The organism is Betaproteobacteria bacterium, assembly GCA_016713305.1.
Lineage (GTDB): Bacteria > Pseudomonadota > Gammaproteobacteria > Burkholderiales.
Genome location: JADJPK010000004.1, coordinates 774,516 through 789,265, shown reverse-complemented (window position 1 = coordinate 789,265; position 14,750 = coordinate 774,516). Strand labels below are relative to the sequence as shown.

The 14,750-nt window shown below is 65.6% G+C and carries 9 protein-coding genes, 1 other RNA gene and 1 riboswitch; of the genes, 5 read left to right on the top strand and 5 right to left on the bottom strand.

What is annotated here, in order from left to right:
* The first annotated feature begins 162 nt into the window (after window positions 1–162).
* Entirely contained in the window at window positions 163–1,008 is an 846-nt protein-coding gene (locus IPK20_04365; protein ID MBK8016012.1) for a sugar phosphate isomerase/epimerase, read from the top strand.
* Window positions 1,009–1,233: 225 nt separating this feature from the next.
* Here the strand turns inward: IPK20_04365 and IPK20_04360 are convergent, their stop codons facing one another.
* The 4 genes from IPK20_04360 to IPK20_04345 all read right to left on the bottom strand — a co-directional run bounded on the left by IPK20_04360 (window position 1,234) and on the right by IPK20_04345 (window position 3,167).
* Window positions 1,234–2,073 carry a quinoprotein dehydrogenase-associated SoxYZ-like carrier gene (locus IPK20_04360; protein ID MBK8016011.1) on the bottom strand — a complete coding sequence of 280 codons (840 nt, stop codon included), beginning with the start codon at window positions 2,071–2,073 and terminating at the stop codon, window positions 1,234–1,236.
* Window positions 2,074–2,427: 354 nt separating this feature from the next.
* Window positions 2,428–2,606: non-coding RNA, 6S RNA (gene ssrS / locus IPK20_04355), on the bottom strand.
* A gap of 36 nt (window positions 2,607–2,642) precedes the next feature.
* Entirely contained in the window at window positions 2,643–2,918 is a 276-nt protein-coding gene (locus tag IPK20_04350; GenBank protein ID MBK8016010.1) for a cell division protein ZapA, read from the bottom strand.
* A gap of 48 nt (window positions 2,919–2,966) precedes the next feature.
* A complete protein-coding gene (locus tag IPK20_04345; protein ID MBK8016009.1) occupies window positions 2,967–3,167 on the bottom strand; it encodes a hypothetical protein in 201 nt (66 codons plus the stop codon).
* 149 nt (window positions 3,168–3,316) lie between these two features.
* Window positions 3,317–3,574: riboswitch (cobalamin riboswitch) on the top strand.
* A gap of 84 nt (window positions 3,575–3,658) precedes the next feature.
* Between IPK20_04345 and IPK20_04340 the strand changes: the two genes are divergently transcribed.
* From IPK20_04340 to IPK20_04330, 3 genes are all read left to right on the top strand, one after another.
* Window positions 3,659–5,629: a TonB-dependent receptor gene (locus IPK20_04340; GenBank protein ID MBK8016008.1), complete on the top strand. Its 1,971-nt coding sequence runs from the start codon at window positions 3,659–3,661 to the stop codon at window positions 5,627–5,629.
* Between the two features lie 61 nt (window positions 5,630–5,690).
* Window positions 5,691–7,523 carry a lipid A export permease/ATP-binding protein MsbA gene (msbA, locus tag IPK20_04335; protein ID MBK8016007.1) on the top strand — a complete coding sequence of 611 codons (1,833 nt, stop codon included), beginning with the start codon at window positions 5,691–5,693 and terminating at the stop codon, window positions 7,521–7,523.
* Between the two features lie 120 nt (window positions 7,524–7,643).
* Entirely contained in the window at window positions 7,644–8,981 is a 1,338-nt protein-coding gene (locus IPK20_04330; protein ID MBK8016006.1) for a Gfo/Idh/MocA family oxidoreductase, read from the top strand.
* Window positions 8,982–8,994: 13 nt separating this feature from the next.
* On the opposite strand, the gene IPK20_04325 is transcribed toward IPK20_04330, so the two are convergent.
* Window positions 8,995–13,575, bottom strand: a complete 4,581-nt coding sequence (locus tag IPK20_04325) for an AAA family ATPase (GenBank protein ID MBK8016005.1) — start codon at window positions 13,573–13,575, stop codon at window positions 8,995–8,997.
* Window positions 13,576–14,033: 458 nt separating this feature from the next.
* On the opposite strand from IPK20_04325, the gene IPK20_04320 reads away from it, so the two are divergent.
* Window positions 14,034–14,621 carry a peroxidase-related enzyme gene (locus IPK20_04320; protein ID MBK8016004.1) on the top strand — a complete coding sequence of 196 codons (588 nt, stop codon included), beginning with the start codon at window positions 14,034–14,036 and terminating at the stop codon, window positions 14,619–14,621.
* Window positions 14,622–14,750: the final 129 nt, after the last annotated feature.

The window sequence follows — 14,750 nt, the reverse complement described above, 5'->3', positions numbered from 1 at the left end:
GGCATTGCCGGATGCACGGTCATGTCACGAGGTCCGGGCCGCATCCGGGTGCACCGTTGCGATGGGCCGGCTTGCCGGGTGCGATTGCCATGGCTTCCTCATCGCCGCCGTTTTGGAGACGGCCTGTGCCGCTCCACGGCGGGCCGGAGATGAGGTAACGCCATGCAGAAACTGCTCGTGTATCAGTCGCTCTGGGCCATGGAGCGGCGGCGGCCCGACGGACATGAGTGGTCGCTCGATCGCAAGCTCGAGATGATCCGCGACGCAGGCTTCGATGGTTGCGGGGTGCGGTTCATCGACTACGCGTTCGCCAAGGAGGTCACGTCCTTCCTGCGGGCACACGACATGACCTGGCAGGCGCAGTGCTATCCGAAGACGGTGGACGATCTCAAGCCTGTACTGGAATACGTGGGCGAGCTGGGTGCGGACCACGTCAACCTGCAGCCCGACGTGCGCCCTCACTCCGTGGAGGAGTGCATTCCTTACCTGGAGGGTTGGCGACGCCTCGCGTTCGATGCGCACATCCCCGTGCACATCGAGACGCACCGGGACCGGATGACCACCGATCTTTTCTTCACACTGCGGCTGCTCGACTGTTTTCCCGACCTGCGCCTCACGGGAGACATCTCGCACTACCTCGTGGGCCGGGAGTTCTGGTACCCCGTCTCCGACGAGAACCATGCGCTCATGCACCGGATCCTCGACAACTGCTGGGGCTTTCACGGACGCGTGGCGAGCCGCGAACAGATACAGGTGCAGATCAGTTTTCCGACCATGCAGCACTGGGTCGAACTGTTCATGCAATGGTGGGAGTACGGTATCCGCAGCTGGCGCCGGCGCGCTCCGCCCGACGCCACGCTCACCTTCCTGTGCGAACTGGGACCCAAGGAGTACGCCATCACCGGCGCTGACGGTTACGAGATGTCGGATCGATGGGAGGAAGCGCAGATGCTGGAGGACATGATCCGGAAGCTCTGGGACAAGATCGAAGCGGAGGGACGGGTCTGAACGGGGGTGGAGCGATGTGGCGAATCCACGCGCAGCGACCCTCGATTCCCACGCCGCCTTGCTCGCGCGCGCCGGCGGACGTTGGCGGAAAAGTTGCCGGACGATCCGGTCCTGCGCTCCAGCAAGTGACTTGGCGATGGACCACACCCAGGTACTTGGGGCGCGCGAGCTACCGCATACTTGGCGGAGCGCCGCCGCCCACCTGCGCCGCTGCGAGGATATCCTCTACTTTTCCCCCTCTCCCGCCACCGGAACGCTGCTCTCGAACTTCAGTTCGCTGGAATCCACGACTTGTGCACTGAGGGTGCCCCTGCCGTCCGGAAGGAAGGTGAAGCGAAAGGCGGGGTTCTGGCTGATGGAGAAGTCCACGTCCGCCGACATCACCAACCTGTCCCGCCACATGACGCGCACGGTGCGCACGAAGCGCGGGGTTTCGATCAGGCGCGAGGACTGGTCGATGGCCAGGCCTGAGGTGTTCGGATGGCGGATGAGAAGCGTGACCGGGTTGGGAATGTCGGACCGCACGGTGTCGGGCAGTTGCCAGCGCATGCGGCCAAGCCCCGCTTCGTCTGCAGCGCTTCTGCTGCCGGGGGCGGAGCAGCCACCAGCGGCTTCGATGAACTTTGTGGTCATGCTGAGCGAGCCGTCGGCGTACTCGGCCACTACCCGCACGGGGCTGTTGGTCTCGACGCGGACCCGGGTCTCGATCTCGACACTGCCCGCGGCTTCGCCGAACTCGAAGATGGCGGCTACGGGAGAAGGATTGCGCTCGATGACGAGATAGAGCTTGCGGGGCGGTACCGTCTCCGGGCGCGGGCGTGTGAGGATGGAGACGGGAACGACTGCCGCGTCTTCCGCGCGGGCGGGCAGCGAGAGGACAATCTCGGGGCCGGCGGCGGCGATGGGGCGGGTGCCGAAGAGGCTCGACTGCAGCATCGGCCAGATCTCCACCGTGTCGTCGGCCGCGGCGGGACCGCCGAGGAGCAGACACGCGATCGCGACGATCAGAGTGTGGTGCATGTGCGGAACGATACCGCATCGCAGCGCCGCGGCCCAGGATGTCACGGCGACCTCGTCCGGCAGCATTGGCGAAGGAAGGTGATGCGGCGCCTGTGATCTCGCTCCGCTGTCCGATCCACCTGACGGTGGAACGACGGGCCACGGCAGCCCGGCGAAGACATACCAGGCCGCGCGAACGGGCCGCAACAGTCGGGGGCGACGCATCCCTTGGCGATATGGTAGCGGGCGCAGGGGCGGGCAGCCCCCTTCGGATCTTCTCCCATGTGCCGGCGATGCCGACAGCACTGGCGGGGATGAGACCGGCCAGTGCCGAGAAGACAGTGACGAGAACGCAAAGGAGGCTGGTCCTGCACGAAAAGAAACAGAGGCGACGCTCGCGCATCGCCTCTGTCGTTTGGGGTGCCCCCCGCAAATGCCGTCAGGCCGGGCATCTTGAACCTGGGGTCCAAGAGTGGTCGCGTTCCGAGCGCCGAAGGTACATCCGCATGGGACGCGCACAAAAGCGCTGCTTGGGTCCGCAACCGGGTGAGTGACATTGGTTCAGAGAATTAACGACCTGTCGAACACCACAGGGAGCGAAGACTGTGTCTTGCACTCCTGTTATCGGCCGCGAATCAGAACAATTTATCCTGATTCGACATCGCCGCATCGATAGACGCCTGCATGCCGACGATTCTACGCTTCAAGTCTCCGAGGTCAACGCCGCCGGATACCTGCGTCTTGAGCAGCTCATGGGTGATATTGAGTGCCGCCATGACGGCGATACGCTCGGAGCCCGCCACCTTTCCGGAGTCACGGATTTCGCACATCTTCCGATCGAGGTACTCCACCGCGCGCAGCAGATCGGGGCGCTCCTCTTCCGTGCATGAGACCTTGAACTCGCGGCCCATGATGCTGACGTCGAACGCTTTCGCTTCGTTGCCCAAGGAAGACTCCGGTCAGGTTTCGGAATCGGGGATCCGCGCAAGCAGACCCTCCAGACGCGCACGAGCAGACGAGACCCTGTCCCGCAACTGCTGGTTCTCTCCCTGCATGGACGCGACCAGCTGACGCAGTTCGGAGTTCTCGGCGCGTAACCCGTCCGCGAGTCTGATCAGCGTCTTGATCCGTTCGTCCAAGGCTGTGAGTTCGGCTTCCATGAACTCACTATACTGAAAAAAAACGATTCGGGTCAACGGCTAACGCCGTGTTCTGAACGCAGAGCATCAGCTCATGACGCAGTCATTGCGGTGAAGGCCGGAAGCCGTCAACGTGCTGCCCCACTGGGCGGACCTCAGGACTCGTTGCTAGAATCACGGCTCGTTCGGGTGCCCGGTGCTGCTGTCAGCAGCTCGGGTCAAACGGGAATCAGGTGAGCGACTGCCGTCGCGATGCCTGTGCTGCCCCCGCAACGGTAAGCGAGTTCAGTCGTGCCAAGACGCCACTGCTCCATGCATCTCCGGCTCACGCCGGCAGAAACAGGGGTGGGAAGGCGGTGCGCTGATCCACGGAGCACCATCCGTGGAACTCGTGAGCCCGGATACCGGCCCGGACGGCCGTTGCTCGACCGCCAGGTGTCGCCCGGCGCGCCTTGGCAGGTCGGCATTCCTCACTCACATGCACGCGGTGGGCGTGCTCTGCGAGAAGACAAGTGCACCGCATCACCTTTGCCAGCCTGGCGCTGGTCCCGGCGCTTTCCGCGCTGCCCTGCGCGGAATCCGCCGGGGCCGATCTTCTCTCTCACCTTTCCGTTCCCACGGTCGTCGTCACCGGTGCCCGCTTTCAGCAGTCCCCCGCGGATCATCCCGTCGGTGTGCAGGTTCTGACCGCGGACGATATCTCGAGATCGGGCGCGACCACGATCCCCGAAGTCCTCTCCAAGCAGGCTGGCATCGTCGTCCGGGACAATGCCGGCAGTCCGAACAGGCAGATCGACCTGCGTGGCTTCGGCATGTTCGCCGATCAGAACACGCTGATCCTGGTGAACGGCCAGCGCATTTCCGAGAACGAACAGACACCCGCCAACCTCGCCTCCCTGTCGCTGGCGGACGTCGAGCGCATCGAAATACTCCGCGGAAGCGGTGCGGTGCTCTACGGCAGCGGTGCCACCGGAGGCACGATCAACGTCATCACCCGAAGCCCCGCGGCGGGAGATCGTGCGGGACGGCTCGTTGCGACCGCTGGGAGCTACGGCACGTGGGGCATGGGTGCAAGAGGATCGGTTGGATCGGATCGGCTCGCCGCGGCGGTCAGCGTGAACCACCTGGCTTCCGACAACTATCGCCGCAACAACGACGTGAGGGAGCAGAACGCACAGGCCGAACTGCGCTGGTTCACGGATCGCGGTTCGCTCTCTCTGGCCGTTTCGCATAGCCAGGAGGATCTGCGGCTTCCGTCGTCTCGGTCCGCGGCCCAGCTCGTCTCCGATCGCAGGGGCACTTCGACTCCGGATGATTCCGCCAGCCTCGACGCGACCCGCGTCGTGCTGGGGGGAACGCAACAATACGAGTGGGGATCCTTCGCGGCGGATTTCATGCACCGCGATCGCAGCAGCCAGAGCTTCCAGTTCGGAGGCTTCAACACCATCGACAGCAAGGTCCTCGGCCTTTCGCCACGGGTGCGCATTCCATTCGGCATCGGTTCAGTGCAACACACCCTGATCGCCGGCATCGACTGGGAATCCTGGGATTTCGACAACCGCATCACCAGCTTTTCGTACACCGGCACAGGCAAGCAGGACAACGCTGCGGTGTACTTCCAAGACACGATTGTCATCGCGCCGGACACGACGGTGAGTCTGGGTGCGAGACAGCAGCGCGCGCGCAGCGAGATCCGGGAGTCCGGTGCGATATCGACGCGGAACCGGAACATCCGCGCCTCCGAACTGGCGCTTCGTCAGGCAATTGGGGAAGCCGGATCCATCTACGCCAAGATCGGTCGCAGCTTCCGGATCGCGAACGTGGACGATGTCCGATGCTTCTGTGCCGGTCCCGCGAACTTTCTGGAGCCCCAGACGTCGAGCGATCGCGAGGTCGGTCTGGACGGCAGCCGCCCCGATTCCCGCTGGCGAGTGGCCTACTTCGTTTCCAAGCTTCAGAACGAGATCCTGTTCGACCCGGTGGGGTTTCGCAACGTGAATCTTCCCCCCACGCAGCGTTCCGGTCTCGAACTGGATGGTTCGGTGACCCTGGCCGGGAAGTGGACCGCGGGTGCGAACTACGCCTGGACACGCGCCCGTTTTCGTGACGGCACGTTCTCCGGGGCCACGGTAGGGGGGAACGAGATTCCCCTGGTTCCGAAGCACAAGGCGACCCTGTCCCTCGGCTACCAGGCAACGGAAGCGATGGTACTTTCCGCGACGGCAACCTATGTGGGAACGCAGCGTTTCGACAACGACCAGACGAACTCCTTCAATGCGAAGATGCCCGCCTATACGGTCGTCGATTTCACCGTTGCACATGAGTCCGGTCCCTGGCGACTGCGCGGAGTGTTGCTGAATGCCCTGGGCGCCGACTACTTTTCCTATGGCGTGGCGGGGGGCTCGCCGGGCGTCTACAACGCCTATCCCGCGGCCGGGCGCGCGGTGCTCGTGAACTTGGATTACCACTTCGACGGTCGCTGAACGAAGCGCGGGCGCGCGAGGCGGCGCCGGTCCGCCACGCGTTTTCTGCTATCTTCCCGGCATGTCTACTCCGACGAGCGCGCAGCTTTATCTGCGACTTCTGCGCTACGTCCGTCCCTACTGGCGCATCTTCGCCGCATCGGTTCTCGGCACCATCGTGGCGGCCGTGACCGAGCCGGCCTTGCCGGCTCTGATGAAGCCGTTGCTGGATGGAACCTTCGTGGAGAAGGATCCATGGTTGATGCAATGGATGCCGGTCGCGCTCGTGGCGCTATTCCTGATACGGGGTGTCGCCAACTTCATCGAAAGTTACTGTTCGAACTGGGTTGCCACGAGGGTGGTTCTGGACCTGCGGGAAGCCATGTTCCGCAAGTTCATGGTGCTCCCGGTCGATTTCTACGACGAGCAGGTGAGCGGCAACCTCGTCTCCAAGGTCACCTTCGACGTGACGCAGGTCACGTCCGCTGCCACTTCCGCCGTCACCGTATCCCTCAAGGACAGCATCACCATCGCCGGTCTGCTGGGGTGGCTTTTCTACCTCAACTGGAAGCTCACGCTCATCACCCTGGTGACCGTGCCCGGCATCACGCTGATCGTTCGTCTCTTCAGCCGCCGTCTTCGCCGCGTGGGCCGCGAAGTGCAGCAGGCCATGGGCGATACCACGCAGGTCCTCCAGGAAGGGATCGACTGTCAGAAGGTCGTGAAGATATTCGGCGGAGCCTCCTACGAGACCCGCCGGTTCCACGACAGCGCCAACCGGGTCCGCCGGTTCAGCATGAAGTACGCGGCGGCGGCGGCCGCCAACACCTCCATCGTGCAACTCATCGCTGCCATCGCTCTCGCCGTCATCATCACCATCGTCGCAAGACAGTCGGCGGCAAACGAGACGACCGTCGGCGGATTCGTGTCGTTCATCACGGCGATGCTCATGCTCCTGCAGCCCCTCAAGCGGCTGACGGGCGTGAACGAGCAGTTGCAGAAGGGCCTCGCCGCTGCGGAGAGCATCTTCGGTCTGCTCGATCGGAATCCGGAACCGGATTCCGGCACGTTGGGGATGCCGCGCGCGCGCGGCGATCTCGTCTTCGAGAACGTCACGATGCAGTATGCGCGTGCCGAACGGCCCGCACTTCGAGACATCTCGTTGTTCATTCGCGCAGGTGAGACGATCGCGCTCGTGGGACCTTCGGGAGGAGGTAAGACGACGCTGGCCAATCTCGTTCCGCGGTTCTATCAGCCCACCTCCGGCCGTATTCTTCTGGATGGACTTGACCTCCGCGACATCTCTCTCGAAAGCCTGAGGTCGAACATCGCGCTCGTGTCGCAGGAAGTCGCGCTGTTCAACGACACGATTGCCGCCAACATCGCCTACGGCGCCCGTGCAGGGGCGACCCAGTCCGAAGTGATCGCGGCCGCCGAAGCCGCGAACGCCATGGGCTTCATCCGCGACATGCCGCAGGGGCTCGCCACCATCGTGGGAGAAAACGGTGTCCGGCTGTCCGGCGGCCAGCGCCAGCGCCTCGCCATTGCCCGCACGCTGCTCAAGAACGCGCCGATCCTCATTCTTGACGAAGCCACGTCCGCGCTGGATTCCGAATCCGAAAGGCAGGTCCAGGCTGCGCTGGACCGACTGATGGAAGGACGGACCACGCTGGTGATCGCGCATCGGTTATCCACCATCGAGAACGCCGACCGGATCATCGTACTCGACGAAGGGCGCATCGCGGAGATCGGATCTCACGGTGAGCTGATGCGGCAGGATGGCATCTATGCCCGGCTGCATCGCATCCAGTTCGCCCGCACCGAATCACCCCGCGGCGAGATTTCCGGGGAGCGGACGCCGCCGGCGCCCGATGCGGAATCCGAAGTGATTCCGGCGCCTCCCGCGAACTTCTGACTGCCGCGATCCGGGAGCCGTGCGGTACGGAGTCCGCCTGCACGCTGTTGAACGTCGAGAGATCGCCACGTGCGGCATGCCATGGCACATTGAAACTCACCCAGGGAGACGAATCGAACCATGAATCTTCACGCCAAACTCCTCGAGAGGCAGGCCGGCGGCTCGCCGCTTCGCATCGGCCTGATCGGCGCCGGGAAGTTCGGTGCAATGTATCTCGCCCAGGTGCCGAAGACGCCAGGCGTTCACCTCGCATGCATCGCGGACCTTCATCCCGCAGGCGCCCGCGCGAATCTCGAGCGTGTCGGATGGCAGGCCGGTCGCGCCGAGGCCGTCTCGATCGACGCCGCGCTGGCCAGCGGACTCACGCACGTGACCGACGACTGGACGTCGCTGGTCCGGCACCCCGCCATCGACATCGTCGTGGAAGCCACGGGCAATCCCATGGCCGCGGTCGACCACGCGCTCGAGGCGTTCCGCCACGGGAAGCACGTCGTGATGGTGACCGTTGAGGCAGACGCCTTCTGCGGGCCGCTGCTCGCCCGGCGGGCCCGCGAAGCGGGCGTGGTGTACAGCCTCGCCTACGGCGATCAGCCGGCACTCATCTGCGATCTCGTGGATTGGGCGCGGGCGGCCGGTTTCAACGTGATCTCGGCCGGTCGCGGCCACAAGTGGCTGCCACATTTCGCGCAATCCACGCCCGAGACGGTGTGGGGGCACTACGGGCTGACGCCGGAACAGGCCAGGATCGGCGGACTCAACCCGAAGATGTTCAATTCCTTCCTCGACGGATCCAAGCCTGCGATCGAAAGCACGGCGGTATGCAACGCAACGGGGCTGACGCCGGCTCCCTGGGGTCTCGCCTATCCGCCGGCCAGCGTCGACGACATTCCGAAGGTCATCCGGCCGCGCGAGGAAGGCGGCGTGCTGCATCACCGAGGGCAGGTCGAAGTGGTGTCCTCGCTGGAAAAGGACGGCACACCCATTCCCTACGACATCCGATTCGGCGTCTGGGTCGTATTCGAGGGCGACACGGAGTACATCCGGCGGTGCTTCGCGGAGTACGGAGTGCGGACCGATCCGTCAGGACGCTATGCCTGTCTGTACAAGCGGTGGCACCTCATCGGTCTCGAGGTCGGAATATCGGTCGCTTCCGTGGGTGTCCGCAAGGAAGCCACCGGATGCCCCACCGGCTTCAGGGCGGACGTCGTGGCCAGCGCAAAACGTGCGCTCGCGCCCGGGGAGATCTTGGACGGAGAGGGCGGCTACACCGTCGTGGGGCGCCTCATGCCGGCGGAAGAGTCTCTGCGGATCGGTGGTCTGCCGCTGGGACTGGCGCACGGGTGGAAGGTCGTACGTCCGGTCGCGGCCGGGGAGCCTCTCCGTTGGGCCGACATTGCCGTCGACGAATCCAACGCCGCCGTGCGGGTGCGGCGGGAAATGGAATCGCTGTTCCGCTGAACGGCATCGCAACTCATGGGGTCCGGAGCGCCCGGGCCGGATCGCTCCGGCCCGCTCCCGCCGCGGCAGCGGCCGGACGATGCGGGCCTTCCGGCGACGACACGCGCAACACCCGGTGTTCGGTGAGGGAGAACCGCTCGGGCTCGCCTCCTCGCAGCGGCCGGATCCCTCGGGACGCGAGCACCGCTTCGAGTTCCGCGAGGACCGCATCCCGCTCCAGCACGAAACGGGTCGCGAAGCAGCGCCAGAAGTTCCAGCCGGTACGCTCCAGCACCCGCTGACGTCGGACATCGTCGAGCCAGTACGCAGCGCCGACGTGCCGGTCCCCATCACACTCGATGGCGATGCGGTTGTCGCCCGTGCCTTCCACCACCAGATCGATGGTCCAGGCGCCTACCTGTACGCGTGGCGTGACGCGATAACCTCTGGCAACCAGCCAGTCGAAGAGTGCCCGCTCGAGCATCGATTCGCAGCGTTCCCGTGCCGGGACCTCCAGCGACGGCCCCGCGGCGAACGGTTGCCGGAAATGAGCGATGAGACCGAGACGCAGACGGTCGGAGTCGGGAAGGTGCTCGGGTTTGACCGAGCGCACCAGGACCATCCGCTCGCGCGCCCTGGACGCCGCGACGTTGAATCGCTGGGCGAACGTATCGCGGGCAAGCGGCCCGCCGAGGTCGTTGGGCGCCACCACCATGGAAAGGAACACGATGTCGCGTTCCCTTCCCTGGAGCGCTTTTGCATCGCCGCACACCAATGCGTGTTCCTGCAGCACGGCAGGCCCCAGTCGGTCCGCAGCGAGTTCCCAGATCCGGACCGCCTGTTCCTCTCCCAGCAGCGAAACCACTCCGATCGACCGGCCGCGTGTACGCGAGTCGGCAGCGATGCGCCCGATCTCCGACACGATGAACTCGATCTCGGCTGCATTGAGGTCGCCTGTCCGGCTCGCACCTTCGATCAGGACATCCACCAGGGGCGGATCGAGGCGCCGTGACCGGACCGGCAGCCTCAGCGGACGCAGTTCGTCCCCGTAGAACTCGCGCTTGGAAAACTCGATGATCGGCGCGATGCAGCGGAAGTGTTCCTTGAGCATGACGCCATTGGCGGCGAAGGCCACGCGCGCGAGGTCGTAGATCGATCTTTCCGGCGACATCTGAGAACGATAGAGAGGGACCTGATTCGCGAGATGCCGCTGCATCATCGCCCGGATGCGGTCCTCGTCCAGCCCCACGGGGTCGGGGGAGACCTGCTTGTCGTCGCCCACCACGAGGAACTTCGCGCCTCGCAGGAGTGCGGGGAGCGCAGAGAGATCCGATTGCGAGGCCTCGTCGATCACCACGAGGTCGAACGCGCCGAACTGCGAGGGCAGCGATTCAGAAATGCGGTGATGCGGCATGATCCAGCAAGGTACTGCGGCGTTGGCGGCCGCCGCCGCGTCCCGCGCATCCTGCCGGTAGCGGGCTGCGCGCTTACCGGTCCCCTTGCCCAGCCTTTGAACGGCGCTGAGATAGGCCTGCAACGCCGCGCGCACGCCAGGCGTGGCTTGCTCGGTCAGTCTGAGCCAGGAGCGCCGCACGACCAGTTCCCGATAGGCACGGGTCAGATCGTGCTCGATCTCCGTGCGCTGAGCCGACAGTTCCAGCACGCGCGGTCCTGCCGACACGGCGCGCAGCTGGGTCGCCAGACGGCGTATGCGCCAGGTATCCCGCCAGTTGTCCGGTACGAGACTCTCACGCGGAAGATCCGACGGCTGTCGGAGCAGCGCCGCAAGCTTTGCCGCGCCCGAATCCTCGATGGCGGCGGTAACGCTGGCGATCCGGGCGAATTCGTCCGCCAGTCCATGCAGACGCTTGAACTCCGAGCAAAGGACGAACCACCGTTCGACCAGCGCGTTGTCCGCGATCTCCGGATTGCCCAGCTCCTCGCCGGTGAAGCGCCGCAGATCCTCGAACACCCCCGCTGCCCCGGAACCGGTGACCTCGCGCAGCCGGCTTCGCACCTCCCACACGTCCGCGAGTTGCTGTGCGTTGAGGTAATGATCGATGGCCCGCTCCAGTCCCCGGATGGCCGCGGGTTCCTCCCGCAGCCGGCGCACGAGGCTCCAGCCGGGAAAGAGCTTCTGCGCCTGATCGGCAAGCTGCTGCTCGGCCTCCCGCAGGGAACGAAGTTTCCTGGCCGAGGAAAGAATATGCCCCGCCTCGGTGATGCCGGGCATCGCATCCTGCGAAACGGCAGGCAACGCCAGGACCGCTGCGATCGCGTTCCATTTTGCGCAGAGCGGCCGCCATCGCACACGCAGGGCCAGCGCATGCGAAACGTGCATCCAGTCGTCCGCATTGACCGGAAGATGATCGTCGATGGTCAGGGCGGCCAGCCTGTGGCGGGCTTCGGGACGGAAGAGCGTGGCGAGGCCAAATGCACGGCGGCCGTTGGCAAGATTCCGGACGGCCTGGGCGAGATCGCTGTCGAACTCCGCACCGGGCGGCAGCGACACCGGGCGGGCAACGATCGCTGCGTGCGTGCGCCCGATGTCGTCCAGATCTCCGGCGATGGATTCCAGCGCCTGGACGGCCTCCGGCACCTCCACGATCTTCGCTGCGTGGGCCGCCATCCACGGAGCATCGGCATCCGCCAGTTCGCTGCGCAGGGTGCGCACGCGCTCCGTGAGCGCCGCTGCCTGGACGAGGGTCGCGTGGGTGTCGGCGTCCGTGACGGCGAGGATGGGCGTGTCGGAGGTGCGGCCGTCCGCTGAAAGCTGCGCGAGACGCACCAGCCGGCGGTGGGCATCGAGCAGCGCCTCCACGGGCGGAAGCGTGTCCGGAGCCGGTATCGGTACGACGGTGTGGACGAGGTCGGCGCCCAGCGCTGCACGAGCCCGGAACAACTGTCCGAGGTCTGCTTCGTCGAACCGGGGCGAGAAGCGCTCGTCCGTCCCGAGCGAGTCAGGCAGCCAGGACGAATCGCTGTCCCGAGCCGCAACGAGTGACGCGGCATCGAGCGGATCGATGGATTCGCCATCGAGCATCACCGGCGCAAGCTGCCGCTGTGCGACGCTGGCCATCTCGCCATCGATTTGCACGAGGCGCGCCTGGAGCGCATCGATGTTTTCCTGCAGTCTCTCGATCGCGGATCCTTCGGCCGAGGGGTCCAGCCGCTGCACTTCGGCTGCGATCGTCTGGATGGCATTCTCGAGAGCGTGCAGGCCGCCCTGATCACCCGCGAGCAGAGCGAGCGCCAGAGGCTGGATCTCCTCCGGCAGCTTCTCCCGCAGCACCGCAAGGGCGGGTTCCTTCATCGACGTCACCAGGACCCTGCGGCCATTCGAGAGCCAATGGCACAGGATATTGGCGATGGTGTGTGTCTTTCCCGTGCCGGGCGGCCCTTGAACGATCACGCCGTCCCGCGATTCGAGGAGCTGGACGACCCGCATCTGTTCCTCGTTGAAGGGCAGCGGAAAGTACAGGTCGCGCGCGGGAGCATCGGCGCTGCGTGCTGCCTGATTGCTGATGCCGCGGTAGATCGGCAGATCCGCAGCCGGAACCTCGGCCGCAGGATCGCTGACGAGAGCTGCGACGGCCGGAGGCAGTATCGCGTCCGCATCGGCGGTTCGCAGGACCGCGGCGAATCGTTCGAGGTCCTGAACCAGCGGGGTCACGGTCCGTGGGCGGGCGAACAGGATCCAGCCGGCGCGAACTTCCGGCAGCAGTCCGCCACATGCTTCCTGGGCGATGCGCAGGGCGCCCGCGTAGCTGGGAGGATCGAACGGGGAGAACGGCTCTTCAGCGGTCGCGAAGAACTCCGCCGCCAGACGTTCGGCCTTCGCGGCGAGCGTCCGGTCCAGCCCGCGGACGCCCTCGAGTTCGAGGCGGGGATACGCCGACCGCGGGCGGATGTGGGCCGCACCCGTCTGCGGCTCGAGCGCGAGGTCGACGGCATGCACGATGAGCGGCCGCAGATCGGCCTTCTCGTCACCGCCCGGGGGTATCAGTCCCACGCCCCACAGGAGTTCCAGTTGTCCGTCGGAACCCGGGCCGGTGAGTTCCTGGTGCAATGAGATGAACTGCATGTAGACGCGCGAACGCCGGCGACGGGCCTGTTCCGCCTCGGCCCAGGGCTGCCACTGCGAGCGAAGGTATGCGGCAAGCTGCCTTTCCACTTCGGCGCGATGCTCGTAGCTTTCCAGAGGCACGATGGCATCCCGTTCCACCGTGGGCGCGGGCAATGCGCCCCCTTCGGACTCGCCGGACCGGGCGTCACGGTGCGTCCCCGCCGCGATCAGCGAATCGCCTCGCACGGACACGGCCAGCGTGGGGGTTGCCAGCATCGCGTCGCCGATCTCCAGCCAGGGCCATAGCCAGGGGCTCTCGGCTTTCGGAGGCAACTGAGGATTGGCGGGCCGTCCCACCGAAAGCCACACGGGTTCGTCGGAGTCGGCTCCCTGGACAGCGACACGCACGCCATCCGCCGCGCCGGCCTGATGGTCGAACATGCGGAACCGGTTCTGGTTCGAGGCGCCGGCGCTGCCCGACGCACGCTGCACGGCGGTCTGCTGGACGTACTCGATCAGCTCGAGCAGGCGTGCGATCTGGATGCTCACGACATCTAGGGAAGATCTGATCAATATGTATGCGTATCGCGCGGCAGCCGGAAACGGACCGGGGGAAGGCAGACGGCCAGGACAGGAACGGACTTTCCGTCGAGCTGACCCATGCCGCCAGCGCTCCTTTTCCGGTGCCAACCGCAGGGAAGGTGACCGGTCGCGGGCTCGCTCTGTCGGCCGGAGCCTCGTGCGCGACAGAACACGGCCCTTGCCTCCGGGAAGGTGTCGGGATCGAAAGCCGCCCCACGACACCGATGCTGCCATGTTACCGAAAAGCCCCTCCCTCGGACATGTCCTCCGGGGGCATCCGACGATAGGCTCAGGAGTCGGACGCCGGCTCGCCGCCCTGACGGAAATGCGTGGAAGGTGTCGACGCAGCGGGACGTACCGATCCGCGCGGCCGGGCTTCCGGTGATAATGTGCGCCCTCCTGCCCGTCCTCGTACCACTCCGAACATGACCCCCCCGCCCATCAGTCAGTACCCCGTGCCCGAGTTGTCCGATCTGCCCGAGGATGTCCGCGAGACCATGCTCAAGGTGCAGGAGAAGGCCGGCTTCATTCCCAACGTGTTTCTCACTCTGGCGCACCGCCCTGACGAGTTCCGCGCGTTCTTCGCCTACCACGCCGCGCTCATGCTCAAGGAGTCGGCACTGACCAAGGCGGAGCGCGAGATGATCGTCGTCGCCACCAGCGGCGTGAACCGCTGCATGTACTGCGTGGTCGCGCACGGGGCCATCCTGCGGATCTACGCCAGGAATCCGCGTATTGCAGACCAGCTCGCCACCGACTACCGCAAAGCCGAGATCACGCCGCGGCAGCTCGCCATGCTGGATTTCGCCGTGAAGCTCGCCAGGACTCCCGAAGCCCTGACGCAGGCCGATCACGAAAGCCTCAAGTCCCACGGGTTCTCGGACGAAGACATCTGGGACATTGGCGGGATCACCGCGTTCTTCGCCCTGTCCAATCGGATGGCGCACCTTACCGGGATGCGGCCGAACGAGGAGTTCTATCTGATGGGCCGCGTACCGCCTGCCAAGAAGTGACCGTGGGCGCACGCGTCGAGCTCGCCGGGGTGTTCCCGCGAGCGGTGCCCGAATGCGTCCAGCGAATATAATGACGGCCGATTGACGCGAGCGGTCACGAGCCGGTGTGCGGCACCTTCCCCACCAGTC

What these genes read in the sequence shown, in the direction of transcription:
- IPK20_04365 (MBK8016012.1), top strand. Translation starts at nt 163, where the DNA reads ATGCAGAAACTGCTCGTGTATCAGTCGCTCTGGGCCATGGAGCGGCGG.
- IPK20_04350 (MBK8016010.1), bottom strand. Translation starts at nt 2,918, where the DNA reads ATGGGCCGCGAGTTCAAGGTCTCATGCACGGAAGAGGAGCGCCCCGAT.
- IPK20_04345 (MBK8016009.1), bottom strand. Translation starts at nt 3,167, where the DNA reads ATGGAAGCCGAACTCACAGCCTTGGACGAACGGATCAAGACGCTGATC.
- msbA (MBK8016007.1), top strand. Translation starts at nt 5,691, where the DNA reads ATGTCTACTCCGACGAGCGCGCAGCTTTATCTGCGACTTCTGCGCTAC.
- IPK20_04330 (MBK8016006.1), top strand. Translation starts at nt 7,644, where the DNA reads ATGAATCTTCACGCCAAACTCCTCGAGAGGCAGGCCGGCGGCTCGCCG.
- IPK20_04320 (MBK8016004.1), top strand. Translation starts at nt 14,034, where the DNA reads ATGACCCCCCCGCCCATCAGTCAGTACCCCGTGCCCGAGTTGTCCGAT.